This is a genomic window from Streptomyces sp. 150FB, assembly GCF_000818195.1.
Taxonomy (GTDB): Bacteria; Actinomycetota; Actinomycetes; order Streptomycetales; family Streptomycetaceae; genus Streptomyces.
This window is the reverse complement of sequence record NZ_JTHL01000001.1, coordinates 6,594,961-6,610,044: the sequence shown is the minus strand read 5'-3', so window position 1 is coordinate 6,610,044 and position 15,084 is coordinate 6,594,961. Positions and strand designations below refer to the sequence as shown.

16 protein-coding genes are annotated in these 15,084 nt (G+C 70.2%); 7 read left to right on the top strand and 9 right to left on the bottom strand.

Features of this window, described 5'->3' with window-relative positions; all coding sequences use genetic code 11:
• Positions 1–31: 31 nt before the first annotated feature.
• The 3 genes from QR77_RS28670 to QR77_RS28660 form a co-directional block, all read right to left on the bottom strand.
• Positions 32–370: a DUF3817 domain-containing protein gene (locus QR77_RS28670; RefSeq protein WP_040024923.1), complete on the bottom strand. Its 339-nt coding sequence runs from the start codon at positions 368–370 to the stop codon at positions 32–34.
• A 52-nt stretch (positions 371–422) separates the two neighbouring features.
• Positions 423–932, bottom strand: a complete 510-nt coding sequence (locus QR77_RS28665) for a MarR family transcriptional regulator (protein ID WP_040024922.1) — start codon at positions 930–932, stop codon at positions 423–425.
• 124 nt (positions 933–1,056) lie between these two features.
• Complete coding sequence (locus QR77_RS28660) at positions 1,057–2,412, bottom strand: MFS transporter (RefSeq protein WP_040024921.1); 1,356 nt, start codon at positions 2,410–2,412, stop codon at positions 1,057–1,059.
• Positions 2,413–2,516: 104 nt separating this feature from the next.
• Between QR77_RS28660 and QR77_RS28655 the strand changes: the two genes are divergently transcribed.
• Together QR77_RS28655 and QR77_RS28650 are read left to right on the top strand one after the other, a co-directional pair.
• Positions 2,517–3,512, top strand: coding sequence for a DUF5937 family protein (locus tag QR77_RS28655; protein WP_040024920.1), 996 nt, complete (start codon positions 2,517–2,519; stop codon positions 3,510–3,512).
• Between the two features lie 68 nt (positions 3,513–3,580).
• Entirely contained in the window at positions 3,581–4,600 is a 1,020-nt protein-coding gene (locus tag QR77_RS28650; protein WP_040024919.1) for a glycoside hydrolase family 6 protein, read from the top strand.
• A gap of 68 nt (positions 4,601–4,668) precedes the next feature.
• On the opposite strand, the gene QR77_RS28645 is transcribed toward QR77_RS28650, so the two are convergent.
• From QR77_RS28645 to QR77_RS28630, 4 genes are all read right to left on the bottom strand, one after another.
• Positions 4,669–6,726: a kelch motif-containing protein gene (locus tag QR77_RS28645; protein WP_078877260.1), complete on the bottom strand. Its 2,058-nt coding sequence runs from the start codon at positions 6,724–6,726 to the stop codon at positions 4,669–4,671.
• 3 nt (positions 6,727–6,729) lie between these two features.
• Positions 6,730–8,496, bottom strand: a complete 1,767-nt coding sequence (locus QR77_RS28640) for a cellulose synthase catalytic subunit (protein ID WP_040024918.1) — start codon at positions 8,494–8,496, stop codon at positions 6,730–6,732.
• A gap of 175 nt (positions 8,497–8,671) precedes the next feature.
• On the bottom strand, positions 8,672–8,962 hold the full coding sequence (locus QR77_RS28635; RefSeq protein WP_040024917.1) for an MTH1187 family thiamine-binding protein: 291 nt from the start codon (positions 8,960–8,962) through the stop codon (positions 8,672–8,674).
• On the bottom strand, positions 8,959–9,303 hold the full coding sequence (locus QR77_RS28630; protein WP_040024916.1) for a DUF3817 domain-containing protein: 345 nt from the start codon (positions 9,301–9,303) through the stop codon (positions 8,959–8,961). The genes QR77_RS28635 and QR77_RS28630 overlap by 4 nt, the downstream gene beginning before the upstream one ends.
• A 200-nt stretch (positions 9,304–9,503) precedes the next feature.
• Between QR77_RS28630 and QR77_RS28625 the strand changes: the two genes are divergently transcribed.
• The 4 genes from QR77_RS28625 to QR77_RS28610 all read left to right on the top strand — a co-directional run bounded on the left by QR77_RS28625 (position 9,504) and on the right by QR77_RS28610 (position 12,162).
• The gene (locus tag QR77_RS28625) at positions 9,504–10,142 is read left to right on the top strand and encodes an AIM24 family protein (protein ID WP_040024915.1); all 639 of its coding nucleotides are present in this window, start codon (positions 9,504–9,506) and stop codon (positions 10,140–10,142) included.
• Positions 10,142–10,792: an AIM24 family protein gene (locus QR77_RS28620; RefSeq protein ID WP_040024914.1), complete on the top strand. Its 651-nt coding sequence runs from the start codon at positions 10,142–10,144 to the stop codon at positions 10,790–10,792. Before QR77_RS28625 ends, QR77_RS28620 begins: the two co-directional genes overlap by 1 nt.
• Positions 10,789–11,568 carry an AIM24 family protein gene (locus QR77_RS28615; protein WP_040024913.1) on the top strand — a complete coding sequence of 260 codons (780 nt, stop codon included), beginning with the start codon at positions 10,789–10,791 and terminating at the stop codon, positions 11,566–11,568. The genes QR77_RS28620 and QR77_RS28615 overlap by 4 nt, the downstream gene beginning before the upstream one ends.
• 111 nt (positions 11,569–11,679) lie before the next feature.
• The gene (locus tag QR77_RS28610; protein WP_040024911.1) at positions 11,680–12,162 is read left to right on the top strand and encodes a MarR family transcriptional regulator; all 483 of its coding nucleotides are present in this window, start codon (positions 11,680–11,682) and stop codon (positions 12,160–12,162) included.
• 43 nt (positions 12,163–12,205) lie between these two features.
• On the opposite strand, the gene QR77_RS28605 is transcribed toward QR77_RS28610, so the two are convergent.
• On the bottom strand, positions 12,206–13,819 hold the full coding sequence (locus QR77_RS28605) for a HAMP domain-containing sensor histidine kinase (RefSeq protein WP_040024910.1): 1,614 nt from the start codon (positions 13,817–13,819) through the stop codon (positions 12,206–12,208).
• Positions 13,816–14,478: a response regulator transcription factor gene (locus tag QR77_RS28600; RefSeq protein ID WP_040024909.1), complete on the bottom strand. Its 663-nt coding sequence runs from the start codon at positions 14,476–14,478 to the stop codon at positions 13,816–13,818. The genes QR77_RS28605 and QR77_RS28600 overlap by 4 nt, the downstream gene beginning before the upstream one ends.
• Positions 14,479–14,591: 113 nt before the next feature.
• On the opposite strand from QR77_RS28600, the gene QR77_RS28595 reads away from it, so the two are divergent.
• A partial coding sequence (locus QR77_RS28595; protein ID WP_040024907.1) for a PepSY domain-containing protein occupies positions 14,592–15,084 on the top strand: 493 nt, incomplete at its 3' end.

Here is a 15,084-nt window from a genome sequence, read left to right as displayed (position 1 = left end):
AGACCTTGGTCGGATCTGCTTCAGACCCGCGTCAGACCTTCGCGGCCACGGGGCTCGGGTCCACGATCTTGGACTCCAGCTCGCGCGTCGCCCTGCGCTCCACGAAGAAGGCGGCGGTCGGGACCGTACCCGCGAGAAGCACCCACAACTGCCTGCCCACCGGCCACTTCGCCTTGGAACCGAGGTCGAAGGCGAAGACGAGATAGACGATGAAGAGCCAGCCGTGCGCGATACCGACGACCTCGACGAAGCTCGCCGCTCCGTCGATGCCGAGCAGGTATTTGGCGATGACACCCAGGGTCAGCAGGACAAGCAGCACGCCCGTGACGTACGCCATGACCCGATAGCGGGTCAGCACGCTTCGTTTCATGCCGGTGAGCCTAACCGGCACGTTCCGGGCGATCTTCGCTGGGGTGACCCGTTCAGCTCTCTTCGAAATCTTGTGCCGCGACCCGCAGCGGGCGCAGCATCGCGAAGATCTCCCCGCACTCGTCCTGGTCGTACGCGCCGAGCCCGAAGTCCATCTTCATCAGGTCTCCGGTGGCCGCCTCCACCACCTCGCGGCCCTTGTCCGTGATGGAGGCGAGGGTGCCGCGGCCGTCGTTGGGGTTGGGCCGTTTGTCGACCAGACCGGAACGGACCAGCCGGTCCACGGTGTTGGTGACCGAGGTCGGGTGGACCATCAGCCGCTCGCCGATCTTGGACATCGGCAGCTCACCGGCCTTGGAGAAGGTGAGCAGCACCAGCGCCTCGTACCGGGCGAAGGTCAGCCCGTACGGTTTGACGACCGCGTCGACCTCGCCGAGGAGGATCTGGTGGGCGCGCATGATCGAGGTGATCGCACCCATGGAGGGCACGGGACCCCAGCGCTGTTTCCAGAGTTCGTCGGCGCGGGCGATCGGGTCGAAGGGAAGACTGAGCGGCTTCGGCACAACACCGACACTACCGACTGGTCATATGCTGGTCAGCCCCGTCTCGCACTTCGGTCGGATTCACCGACCGAATCGCCACGATCGATCGGTATCAGGCCATTTGGTCCGGTTCTTGGGCGAATCATCACGCCTGTGGCACGGAGTCCGGTTCCGCCGACGACGCACTCACCCGGCGGGCCTCGACGACCAGCGCTACGGCGCACACAGTCCCGATCCCACCGGACCACGCGACGACCTGGTGCACCGGCACGAACTCGGCGGCCAGCCCAGCCAGCGCCATGCCCAGGCCCTGGCCCGTCATCAGGCCCGCGGTGAGCACCGTCATCGCCCTGCCGCGCAGCTCTTCGGGTACGGCGGCCACGAACCACTGGTCCAGGCCGATGACATACGCGGAGCCCGCCCCGGCGAGCACCAGCGCCGGCAGGGCCCGGACGACGCCGGGCTCGGCCGCGTACGCCAGGAGGGGCACCAGCCCGGCGGCCGCGACCGGCAGCACGATACGGCTCCGGGAGCGCGGCGAGAGCGCCGTACCGACGTACAGCTCGGCCAGGATGCTCCCCACCGACATCGCGCACATCATCAGCCCCAGGGCCGCCGGGCCCGCCCCGACGGCGTCGGCGTACGGGGCGGCGAGCGCCTCGGGCGCGACCACGAACATCGGCGGCACCCAGAAGAGCAGCAGCAGCGCACGGACCTTGCGGTCACCGAGCACCAGCCGGGTGCCGGCGAGCGAACTACGCATCAGCGCACCGCTCTTGGCGCCCGCGCCGCCGCCGCGCGCGGGGCGCTCCCGCGTACCGAGGCGCAGGAGCGTGGCCGAGCAGAGGAACGTGACGGCCGTGACGACGATGGCGCCGCGCGCGGGGACGACGGCGAGCAGCAGCCCACCGGCGCCGAACCCGGCGAGCACCGCGCTCTGGGAGACGATCCGCAGCAGCGAGCGGCCGAGGACATAGAGATCGCCCTCGCCGAGGATGTCGGTGAGGGCCGCCATCCGGGTCCCGGTGAAGACGGGCGAGATCGCTGCGACGACGCACCGCAGGGCGAGCAGCCCGGCGATGGGGGTGCCCGGCAGCACCATCACACAGACGCAGGCGGCGCAGAGCAGGTCGCAGGTGACCAGCGTCCGGCGGGTCGGGTAGCGGTCGGCGACCCCGGCGAAGAGGGTCCCGCCGATCAGGTACGGCAGCAGTCCGAGGGCGAACGTGAGGGCGCTGAGCAGCGGGGATCCGGTGAGGTCGTAGACGAGGACGGTCAGGGCGATCTCGCTGACGACCACGCCGAGGAGCGAGAGCAGGTGCGCGGCGAAGACGAAGCGGAACTCCCGTACGGCGAAGACGGCTCGGTAGCCGGCGGGGGTGGGGTCCGTCGCGCAGGTGGCATCGGCGCGGGTGGCGTCGGCGGGGCCCGTAGCGGCGGGCTCACCTCTGGCGGAGTCCGGCCCAACAGGGCCCGGGTGCCCATTCGTTGATGTCGGCATGGCGGAAGCCTGCGGGCGGCCGGCGCCCGCGCCCTAGACTTTCGGCTCAGGCCGAATGACACCGCCCCCGAATGACACCGCCCCAGCCGACCCGAGGCCGGACCATGCCGACCCGTCTCCACTTCGACGAGAACGACCTGCTCCGCTGCCGCTTCGCCGTCTCGCCGCTCTGGGAGACCCAGGAAGCCGTACGCACCCTCGCCCGCCCGGGTCGGCACGGCTATCACCTCGCCTGGCTGCGCCGGGTAGGAACCGCCGCTGCCGGGCTCGATCTCGGCCCGCTGCATCTGCTGATGCCGTCGCGCGGACACAGCCCCGACTTCCTCTGTTCCCCGCCGCGCGGCCCACTCGCGTCCTTCGAGGAGGAGTTGGAGACGCTCAGGGCCACCCCGCCCGCCACGGCGCGCACCGACATCGCGCTGGCCCTCTCCGCCACCCCGGGCGCCGCCGGGTCGACCGCGGGGCGCGCGATGCTGGCCGATCCGGCGCGTGCGCTACGGGAGTTGGCCGAGCTGCTCGAACGCGCCTGGCAGGCCCTGATCGAGCCCGACTGGCCCCGGCTGCGCGCCCTGCTGGAGGCCGATGTGGCGTACCACTCGCGCCGGCTCGCGGATGTCGGCTTCGAGCGGCTGCTCGGCGAACTCAGCCCCCAACTCGGCTGGAACGCCTCCACATTGACCGTCACCAGCCCGGCCGTCGACCACGCCCGCGTACTCGGCGGCCAGGGCCTCGTACTGATGCCGAGCGTCTTCTGCTGGCCGGACGTCATCAGCGGTTACGAACCGCCGTGGCAGCCGGCCGTCATCTACCCGGCTCGTGGCATCGGCGGCCTGTGGACGGAGCCGTCGGACCGCACACCCGACACACTGGCCCGCCTGCTCGGCCGAGCCCGCGCCAACGTGCTGTGCGCCCTCGACGAGCCCACGGGCACGTCGACACTGTCCCACCGCCTCGGCCTCGCCCCGTCGACGGTATCGGCACACCTGTCGGTGCTACGGGCCGCCGGCCTGCTGACGTCCCGGCGCTACGCCCACCAGGTGCTGTACGAGCGGACCCCCCTGGGCATCGCCCTGACGGTGTCGCAGCCCGGCGCCGACTGACCGTTATGCCACGATAGGCCGGTTCTGTCGTTTTTATTGGGTACTGGCGCTGTCGACAAGGGGGCCGCATGACCGGCCGCAGATCGTTCCGCTTGCTCACCGTCACCGCCCTGTGCGTGGTGGCCCTCGGCGGGTGCTCAGGTCCCTCGCCCCTCTCCGGGTACGACCCCGCCGAGTCCGTCGTCCAGGGCGAGGCGGCCCCCACGGCGGCCTCGCCCTTCTGGGTCGACCCGGACAGCGAGGCGGCCCGTCAGGTCAAGGCCTGGGAGACGAAGGGGCGTTCCGCCGACGCCAAGGCGCTGAAGCGGATCGCCGAGCGGCCGGTGGCGGACTGGCCGCCGGGCGACAATCCCGTACCGGTGATCGAACGGGCCGTACGGAGCGCCGCGGGCGCCCGGCGCACGGTGGTGCTGGTCGCGTACAACATCCCGCACCGCGACTGCGGGCTCTACTCCGCGGGCGGCGCGGCCGACGCGGGGGCGTACGGCCGCTGGATGGACGCCTTCGCCGGTGCCATCGGGGATGCCAGGGCCGTGGTGATCCTGGAGCCCGACGCCGTACCGCACGTCGCCGACGGCTGCACCCTGGCCGAGCACCACGAGGAGCGGTTCGGGCTCCTCTCCGGGGCGGTCGCCAGGCTGAAGCAGCAGCCGCACACCAAGGTCTACCTGGACGCCGGCAACCCGGCCTGGATCTCCGACCCGGCCAAGATCACCGATCCGCTGCGCAGGGCGGGGATCGGTGAGGCCGACGGCTTCTCGCTCAATGTGTCGAACTTCCAGTCGAACAACGCGGTCAAGGCGTTCGGCACCCGGCTCTCCGGACTCCTCGACGGCGCCCACTTCGTCATGGACACGAGCCGCAACGGCGCGGGCCCGCTGCCGCGCAGCCGCGCCCAGGCCTGGTGCAACCCGCCGGGCCGCGCCCTGGGTACGCCGCCGACGACCAGCACGGGCAGCGAACTCCTCGACGCGTACCTGTGGATCAAACGCCCCGGCGAATCGGACGGCCCCTGCCGGGGCGGCCCGGCGGCCGGCACCTGGTGGCCGGACTACGCGCTGGGCCTCGCGCGCAGGGTGAGGGACTGAGCGGCTCGCACGGAGCGGCCGCCCCGAGGGTCAGAGGTCCCCAACTCCGCGCGGCCCGCACGCGCCCGTCAGCGCACATGAATCCATTTCGCCTCCGACGGCACCCCCATCGCATTCGTCACGAAGAGCATGTACCAGCCCGGCGGCACCAGCGTTCTGTCCTTCGGTACGCCGACCGTCACCGAGTTCCGGTCCGTCGACAGGTCGAGGGCGATCGAGCGCTGCTCGACGTCCGTGGAGTGGGTGACGGCGCTCGGGCGCATCAGGCGTGCCTTGACGATCAGGTTCGCTCCGGCCGCCTTGAAGGTCGCCCTGCCGTTCGCGTCGGTCTCCTCGGGGCCCGCCCCCAGGGCCGGGCGGTTCTCCTTCTTGGCCCTGTCGCCGTGGAGGTAGGGCGGGGTGAAGATCTCCACCCGCTGCTCGAAGTTGCCCAGTTTGGTGTTGTCGGCGTCGCTGTACAGCGGGTCCGAGCCGAAGCTCGCCACCCGGCCGTCGGGGAGCAGCAGGGCCTCCGAGTGGTAGTCGCGGCCGACGGTGGGTTCCGCCGCCGTGCGGAAGGCGTTGGTCTTCGTGTCGTAGAACTGCGCCTTGTGGATGTCGCTGGCGTTGCGGCCCCGGTAGTCCGACGAGCCGCCCGTGGTGAACACGGAGTCGTCCGGCATCAGCACACTGCTGAGGTAGCGCGTCCCCTGCGGCAGGTTCGGGCCCTGCTGGAAGGCCGGGCCGGTTTTCTTCAGGTCGACGACCCCCGTACGCGGGGTCGACCTGGACGACTCGCCGACCCCGCCGCCGCCGAGCACCATCACCTTCTGGTCCTGTGCGGGCGGCAGCATCAGTGAGGACGAGGTCTCGGTCGCGTCGGTGTCGGCGAGGCCGTTGACCGGGGTGAACTTGTTCGTACGGATGTCCCAGAGGCCCGGCTGCCTGCCCTTGTCGGCGGGCCCGTAACCGGCGTTGGAGCCGGAGTAGAAGAGCTTGCCGCCCTTGGTGAGGAAGAGCGCGGGGTACGTCGGGAAGTAACGGGTGGGCCCCTTCGACCACTTCTTCGTCTTCGGGTCGTAGATCTCGTTGTCGCCGGCCACCACGGCGCCGACATCGTCCAGGCCGGAGACGGCGAGCACCCTGCCGTCGTCGAGGCCCACCAGCGTCGGGTACCAGCGGGCCTCCTTCATCGGGTCGACGCGTACGTACTTCTCGGCCACGGGGTCGAACTCGTAGGCCGCCTTGATGCCTTGGAAGTCCTGCTTCTCCGTGGTGAGTTTCTGAGCGAGGCCGTAGAGGTTGTCCGCGTCCTTGCCCTTCAGGCCGAGGATCTCGTACTGCGCCGCCTCGGTCGTCAGCGCCTGGGGCCCCGCCTCGGCGGCCTCGACGAACACCCGCGCCTCGCCCGGTGTCACCTTGGTCCGCCAGGGCAGCATCCGGCCGCTCTTGGCGTAGCTGACCTTGAACTCCTTCTTGGCCTTGGGGACATGGACGTCGAACTTGGCCACGTACTCGACACCGGACGGCGAGCGGAAGCGGGTCCCCCTCTTGAAGGTGACCGCCTTGTCGGGGTTCTCGTTCTTCACGCGCATCCCGCCGCCGGCTTTGCCGACCTTGCCGTCGAGCACTTCGTACCGCGCGGTGCCGCCCGCCACCAGCAGGCGCCCGTCGGGGAGTTGGGAGTGGCCGGAGCAGAAGAAGTCCACCGGGGTGGGGATCTTCTTGAAGGTGTTGTCCACCGGGTTCCAGAGGACGGTGTCAAAGGTCCCCTTGTCGAACTTCTCCTGCTTGTTGCCCGAACCGGCGATGAGCAGCACCTTGCCGGTGTGCAGCAGGGCCGCGTGGATCGCGTTCGTACGGTACTGCCGGGGTACGTCGAGAACCTGCCACGAGCCGTACCGCTGCTGGTAACTGGGCTGGGCGATCTTGTACGCGTGGTACTTCTCGCCGGCGAAGGAGATCGCGGCGGGGGCGTTGAGCCCGGCGAGCACCACCAGCGCTCCCCCGCCGAACAGTGTCTTCTTCAGCCGCTTGGAGGACCGGTGGGTACGGTGGCGGCCGAGGTTCCGGAGCTGGCCCAAGTGCCGGAAGTGGCCCAGGTGTCGGTAACGGCGGCCCAGGTGGCGGAAGCGGAAGTCGGGCATTGCTCAGTTTCCTCCTGTCGTCGTCGTGGCGAAGGCCGGCTCGGGCTCTTCGGCCGTCTGCTCGGTCGTGGCTGCGCTCTCCGTGGGCTCCTCGGCGCGCTCGTGCCGACTGGTCCAGGCCCAAATGCCCACCGGGGCAAGGGCGATGGCCAGGGCGAGCACGGCCCAGGTGCGCATCGCTGCGTGGGTGTGGCCGAGGAAGGCGGAGGCGATCAGCGAGCTGATCAGTACGGCCGCCCAGAAGATGTGGAGCCGGAAGGTCGCCGGCCGGTCGGGGCTGGCCTCGCCGCCCTTGGGGGTGACCACGAAGCGGCCACGGGTGCGCAGTACGGCGGAGCCCAGCGACTTGAGGTAGATCGGCGCGGAGAGCGCGGACATCGCCATCCCGGCGAGCCCTCCGGAACCGTCGGGTTCGTGCGGTGAGACGTTGTGCCGGCGGTTCCAGAGGTAGAGGCCCACCTGGAAGGCCGCCGCGTCGCTGTAGAGCATCAGCAGGACTTCGGAGGAGACCTGGGTGCCCGAGGCGCCGAGCCAGAGGAAGAGCACACAACTCAGCACGCCCAGCAGCCAGTTGACGGCGGTCATCGGGTAGTAGACGAGCATCAGCGTGTAGCTGATCAGCCGGCCGGGCGGCATGGTGAGGGGCGCCCGCCAGTACTGCTTGAACAGCGTCTCGTACGTGCCGCGCGACCAGCGGAGCTGCTGGGTGAAGAAGTCCGTCCAGGAGGCGGGGCCCTCGCCGACGGCGAGGACGTCCGGGGTGTAGACGGAGCGCCAGAAGTGGCCGGTGAGCGGGTTGCGGTGGCGGTGGATCTCGAAGCCGGTGGCCATGTCCTCGGTGATCGAGTCGTACAGCCCGCCCACCTGTTTGAGCGCCTTGACGCGTACGACGTTGTTGGTGCCGACGAACATCGGGGCGTGGTAGCGGTTCCCGGCCCGCTGGATCAGCGCGTGGAAGAGGAACTGCTGCGACTCGGCCGCCTTGGTGACCGGCGAGTCGTAGTTCCCGTACACCTGGGGGCCGACGACGAAGGCGACGTCCGGGTCGCGGAAGTATCCCGTCATCCGCTCCAGGAAGCCGGGGAGGGGGACGTGGTCGGTGTCGACGGAGGCGAAGAAGTCGTAGTCGTCGCCGTGCATGGCGAGCCAGGCGTTGTAATTGCCGTGCTTGGTCCTGGCCTTGTGGACGCCTTTGTCGCGGTTCCACTCGGGTATGCCGCGCCGGGTGAAGTGCCGGACGCCCAGGGCGTCGCAGAGCGCCTTTGCCCCGGGGTCGTCGCCCTCGTCGAGGAGCCAGACGTCGAGCGGGCCGCTGTGCCGCAGCGCCACCGCGCCTTCGAGGGTCGCCCGCACCATGGCGAGCGGCTCCTTGCCGGGTACGTACGTGGTGAGGAAGGCGACGCGGGTGCCGGTCTCGGGGGTGACGGGCACCGGGTCCCTGGCGACGAGCGTCGCGTGGGCGATCGAGGTGACGTTGACGAGCATGAAGAAGGCGATGAGGCCGATCGACACGAGCATCACGTGGTCGAAGGCGATCAGCCAGCGTTCGCCGCCCTCGCGCTCCGTACGGTGGCTGGGCCAGAGCAGGTAGACCAGCAGCGCGCCGGAGAGCAGCGGGGCCAGGGCCATCAGCAGGACAGCGCGTATTCGGTGCGGTTCCTGTCCGATCAGGCTCCGGTACTGCACCCGGTAGGTGGCCGCCTGGTCCGGTTCCGTGAGGGGACCGGCCAGGCGGCTGTGCATGTCGTAGTCGTAGCCTTCCGGCCGCACGGCGCCTCCAGTCTGGCGAACGAGGTCGATACCCCCACAGAAGGGGACATCAACCGGCATGTCGACTGGAGTCGTCCGAGCGAGCGGTAATACGTTTGCGGGTTCACACGCACGGTCGATTACTACGTTACGTAATCAACTATTACTGAGCGTGCACATTCTCGCCGGGTGGCGCTCAGGCGAGGTGGCGTTCGATCGTCTCGACCTTCGACGTCAGACCGTCCGTCACACCGGCCCTGATGTCGGCCTTGAGGACGAGGGAGACCCGCGAGGCACGGGCCTCGACCGCGGCGACGGCGCGCTTGACCACGTCCATCACCTCGTCCCACTCCCCCTCGATCGAGGTGAACATGGCGTCGGTGTGGTTCGGCAGGCCGGACTCGCGGACGACACGGACGGCGTCGGCCACGTACTCACCGACGTCCTCACCCACGCCCAGCGGGGAGACGGAGAAGGCGATGATCATGCGTTCACCGTACCCTCGCGGCGCGCCCGGGAGGCGATGATCATGTCTTCGGAAGCCCGCTTCAGCTTGCGCTCGGCGAAGAAGCCGCCGGTCGGCAGGACGGAGAGGATGAAGTAGAAGGCCGCGGTCGGCAGCGCCCACCTTGTGCGCTTCCAGGCCATCGCCCAGAAGATCACGTACAGCACGAACAGCACGCCGTGGACCATGCCCATCACGGGAACCGCGTTGAAGTCGGTCGTGCGCTTGAGCACCGAGCAGACCAGCAGCAGCAGGAAGGACACGGCTTCCGGCGCGGAGACCAGACGGAGTCGGTGGAGGGCGGATGCGGTCTTGATGTCCACGAGGCAGGCACCTTCGTCATCGGGGGCAGCACGCTCTTGTGAATACACACACAAGGGTCGGTTTCATTGTGGCAGGACCGATTTGTCCGGCCGTTGGTGGGGTCGGCCCGGATGCCGGTGCGCGGAATTCAGGGTCCGTTCAGGGGGATACGGAACGGAAAGCTCTGTTCGCGCGTGATGGCGCCCGTTACCGTCGTGGCGTGGCTCAGTTCCGACTCCAAGGCAGCAAGGTGCTCGCCGTCGACATGTCCGGCGACGCCGTCAAGGCGAAGAACGGCTCGATGGTCGCGTACGACGGCCAGATGGCCTTCAAGAAGATGTCCGGCGGCGGTGAGGGTCTGCGCGGGATGGTGACCCGCCGTATCACCGGCGAACAGATGACCGTGATGGAGGTGAAGGGCCAGGGCACCTGCTGGTTCGCCGACCGGGCGAGCGAGATCAACCTCGTGTCGCTGAACGGCGACAAGCTGTACGTCGAGGCGAGCAACCTGCTCTGCACGGACGCGGGGCTGCGCACCGGTACGTCCTTCACCGGTCTGCGCGGCGGCGCGAGCGGCAACGGCCTGTTCACGACGACCGTCGAGGGCATGGGCCAGGCGGCGATCATGTCCGACGGCCCCGCTGTGATCCTGCGGGTGACCCCGCAGTACCCGCTCTCGGTCGACCCCGGCGCGTACATCGCGCATCAGGGCGGGCTCCGGCAGAGCTTCCAGTCCGGGGTGAACTTCCGGACGCTGATGGGCGAGGGCTCGGGCGAGTCCTTCCAGATCCGTTTCGAGGGCGACGGGCTCGTCTACGTACAGCCCAGCGAGCGCAACACGATCGGGGGTGACGTCTGATGCCGTTCCGTGAGATCAACTCGAAGATGGTCGAGGCGACGGTGGCGCCGGGACAGAAGCTCTTCAGCCAGCGCGGCGCGATGCTCGCGTACCGCGGCGAGGTCAGCTTCACCCCCAACATCCAGGGCGGCCAGGGCGGTCTGATGTCGATGATCGGCCGGCGGGTGGCGAACGAGGCCACGCCACTGATGACCGTCGAGGGCAATGGCACGGTGATGTTCGGCCACGGCGGGCACCACATCCAGGTCATCGCGCTGGCCGGCGACACCCTGTACGTGGAGGCCGACCGGCTGCTCGCGTTCGACGGCTCCCTCCAGCAGGGCACGATGTTCATGGGTTCGCAGGGCGGCGTCATGGGCATGGTGCGCGGTCAGGTGACCGGCCAGGGCCTGTTCACCACGACGCTCCAGGGCCATGGCGCGGCCGCCGTGATGGCGCACGGCGGGGTGATCGAGGTGCCGATCACGCCGGGCCGGGCCGTCCATGTGGACCCGCAGGCGTACGTCGCGCACCACGGCGACGTACGCAACAAGCTCTCCACCGCGCTCGGCTGGCGCGACATGGTGGGGCGCGGCTCCGGCGAGGCGTTCCAGTTGGAGCTGAGCGGCAGCGGCGCGGTGTACGTCCAGGCATCGGAGGAAAAGCTGTGAGCGCGCCCGTGATCTTCGACCCGATGACGCTGCCGAGCGACGACAACGTGAACGCGTACACGTTCTGCGTGGAGCTGAGCGGCAGCCAGTGGTTCCTCCAGAAGGGGAAGATGATCGCCTATTACGGGCGCATCGACTTCAACGGGATCGGGCACGGCCGGTTCGAGCGCCTGGTGCGTACGAGCTTCCACTCACCGTTGCACGCGGCCGACTGGGTGGTGGCCGAGGGCAGCGGCAAGATGCTGCTCGCCGACCGGGCCTTCGACGTGAACTCCTACGACCTGGAGGAGGGCAATCTGACGATCCGCTCCGGGAACCTGCTGGCGTACCAGCCCTCGCTGGCCCTGAAACAGTCGATCGTGCCCGGGTTCCTGACGCTGATCGGTACGGGGAAGTTCGTGGCCGCCTCGAACGGCCCTGTCGTCTTCATGGAACCGCCGATCCGGGTGGATCCGCAGGCGCTGGTGGGCTGGGCCGACTGCCCGTCACCCTGCCACCACTACGATCACGGATACATGACGGGCCTGATGGGCGGGCTGCGGGCGATGACGGGGATCGGCGGGGCGTCCGGCGAGGAGCATCAGTTCGAGTTCGTCGGCGCGGGCACGGTACTGCTCCAGTCGACCGAGGTGCTGATGGCCGAGCAGCCGATGGGAGCGGTGCCGAACGAGCCGGGCGTACCGGGCGGCGGAGGCACCGGACTGCCCGGCGGCGCGAGCGGTATGCCGCGGATGCCGGGGCAGCTCGGGGACCTCCAGAGGCGCTTCGGACTGTGAGCGGGCGGCGCGCACGGCCCGGCGCCCGGGCATGATGGGAACGGAGCGGTGCGGCGCTTCACCCCCGACCTCGATTGTCCAATTTTCAACATCTTAGGTATAATCATCACTATGGAGACCGAGACCGAGACCGCCACTCAATGGCTGAGCGAGGCGGAGCAGTGCGCGTGGCGTACGCATCTGGACGTCGCCAGGCTGCTCACGCACCAGCTCGAAAAAGACCTACAGCCGTTCGGTCTGACCATGAACGACTACGAGATCCTCGTCAATCTGTCGGAGTCCGAGGAGCGGCGGATGCGGATGAGCGACCTCGCCGCCTCCACCCTCCAGTCCAAGAGCCGGCTCTCCCACCAGATCACCCGGCTGGAGACGGCCGGTCTGGTGGTCAGGCAGCACTGCGAGTCGGACCGCCGGGGGCTCTTCGCCGTCCTGACGGACAAGGGCATGGAGACGATGCAGCGGGTCGCGCCGCACCATGTCGCCTCTGTGCGCAGGCACTTCATCGACCTGCTGACGCCGGAGGCGCTCGCCGACCTGCGGACGTCGCTGACGCCGATCGCGGATCATCTGCGCGAGTGCCGCGGCAAGAGCTGAGGCAGGACCCTGGGAGCCTTCAAGGCCCCTGGGAGACCTCGGCTTAGGAGCCCTCGGCCAGCGGCAGGCGCAGCTCGAAGCGTGCCCCGCCGGACGGCGCCGTGCCGACGTCGAGCGTGCCGCCGTGGCGGCGCGCCACGTCGCGGGCGATGGCGAGGCCGAGCCCGGCGCCGCCGTCGTCGCGGCTGCGCGCGTCGTCGAGCCGTACGAAGCGCTCGAAGACCCGCTCGCGCTCCCCCTCCGGCACCCCGGCGCCGTCGTCGGCGACCGCGAGGACCACCTGTCGGCCGCGCCGGAGCACGGACACGGTGACTTCGGTGCGCGCGTGGCGCTGGGCGTTGTCCAGGAGGTTGCCGAGCACCCGCGCCAACTGGCCGCGTGAACCGGCCACTTCGGCCCCCGACTCGGTGTCGACGGTCACCGGAACGCGGTCGCCGGGCCGCAGGAGCACCTCCTCCCCGACCAGTTCGCCCAGCTCGACCCTGGTACGTCCGGGCCGCTCCCCCGCGTCCAGCCGCGCCAGCAACAGCAGGTCGGCGGCGAGCTGTTGGAGCCGTACGGTGTCCTTCACCGCGCCCGGGACGTCGAGCAGCCGCGGATGCGCCGAGCCCACTTCGAGCTGGGTGCGCAACGACGCGATGGGGCTGCGCAGTTCGTGCGAGGCGTCGGCGACAAAGCTGCGCTGGCGCTCGACGGAGGCTTCGAGCGCGGTCAGTGTCTCGTTGGTCGTACGGGCCAGCCTCGCCACCTCGTCGTGCGACACCGGTTCGGGCACCCGCCTGGAGAGGTCCTCCGAGGCGGTGATGGCGGCGAGTTCGCGCCGTATGCCCTCCACCGGGGCCAGCGCCCGCCGGGTCACCAGCCAGGTCACACCGGCGACGACCAGCAGCAGGACGGGCAGCCCGATCAGCATCGCCACGGTGGCCGTGTTCACGGCGCTCTCCCGGGCCGCGAGCGAGGCGCCCGCGTGGACGAGGACCGTGCGGCCCGTCAGGTCGGTCGCCTCGATCGTCGCGAAGCGGTAGTCGCCGCTCTCGCCGTCGAGGGTGGCGGTCCCGGACCCCGGAAGGACCTTGTCGCCGATGGCTCCGACGGCGGGATCGTCGTCGTCGCTGCCCCGGACACCGCTGTCGTCGTCACCGTCGTTGTCGCCGCCGCCGTCGTCGCTCCGGTCATCGCCGTCGTCACCGGTGCCGCGGCCCCGGCCGTGCCGTCCGCTGTCGTCGTCCTCGCCCGCCCCCTGGCCGGCCTGGCCCGTGCCGGGGGCCGGGGCCTGCGGGGTCTGGGTCGACGGGGTCGCGGTCGGCCCGGACGCCGGCGGCCGGGCGGCCTTCACCGCCGCCACCCCCGTCCCGCTGATCCGCTCCAGATCCTTGCTGGCGGCGAGCAGTTGGCCGTCCTCCGTGGTGATCTGCACCGGGTCGTCGTCCGGCAGCGGGAGCCGCGCGTACGCCGTCGCGTCCGGCGTACGGGTCGCGACGCTCAGGGCGATCCTGCGCGCCGTGTCGTCGGCCTGCCCCTGCGCCTGGCCGGTCAGGTTGGAGCGCAGCGAGAGGAGTACGGCGATCCCGGCGGCCACCAGCGCGACCGCCACCACGGCGGTCGCGCCGAACGACGCCTTCGACCGGACGGAACCGAAGGGGCGGGGGCGTCTCACGAGGCCACCAGCCGGTATCCGGCGCCGCGCACCGTCTGGATGGCGGCGGCGCCGATCTTGCGGCGCAGCGCGCTGATGTAGACCTCGATGATGTTGGGGTCGCCGTCGTAGGCGAAGTCCCAGACGTGCTCCAGGATCTCCGGCTTGCCGACCACCTGGCCCGCCCTGACCGCGAGCTGTTCGAGCACCGCGAACTCCTTCGCGGTGAGCGCCACTTCGGTCTCCCCCCGGAAGACCCGGCGGGTCGAGGTGTCGACGCTGAGGGCGCCGATGCGCAGGACGGGCGAGGCGCCCGCCGAGCCCCGCCGGCGCAGCAGCGCCTTGACGCGCGCGACGAGCACCACGTACGAGAACGGCTTGGTCAGGTAGTCGTCGGCGCCGGTGTCGAGCCCTTCCGCCTCGTCGTACTCGCCGTCCTTGGCGGTGAGCATCAGGATCGGTACCTCGTTGCCTGCCGCGCGCAGGGCGGCGCAGACGCGGTAGCCGTTCAGCCCCGGCAGCATGATGTCGAGCACCACGAGGTCGTACACGCCCTCGCCCGCCCGGTGCAGGCCTTCGAGCCCGTCGTGGACGACGTCCACGGCGAAGCCCTCGGCGGTCAGCCCCTTGGCCAACGACACCGCGAGCCTCTTCTCGTCCTCCACGATCAGCAAGCGCATGCGCCCACCCTCCCAAAAGGAACCTGAAGACATCTTCAGGTGACTTCAGGCTGCCTTCAGCCTGCCCGGGCCAGATTGATGTCACGGAATCCGATCCAGTGGGAGGGCTTCACATGAGGCGCAACATCACCATCGCGGCAGTGACGGCAGCGGTACTGATCGGCGGTGGGAGTTACACGGCGTTCGCCATGGGCGACCAGGGCGAGGACCACGGACACGACGGGCGCGTCCAGGCCGCCCGTACGGCAGTGGTGACACCGGCGGCACCGTCCGCTTCGGGAACCCGGACGGCCTCGGGAACTCCGTCCGCTGCGGGGGCCCGTACGGCGCTCACCGCCGGCGACGCGGCGGCAGCGGCGCTGAAGAAGTACCCGGGCGCGGTCGCCTCGGTGGAGCGCGAGGACGGCGCCCGCTGGGAGGTCGAGCTGCTCGGCAGGGACGGCACCTGGCGCGAGCTGAAGATCGACGCGGGTACGGGCGCCGTCCGGGCGGACGACCGCGACCACGGCGACAGGGACAGCGCCGAACGGAAGGTGCTCCAGGGCGCCGGGGTGAGCGCGCAGCGCGCGGCGGCGGCGGCCCTCGCCGCCACCCCGGGCAGCGTGG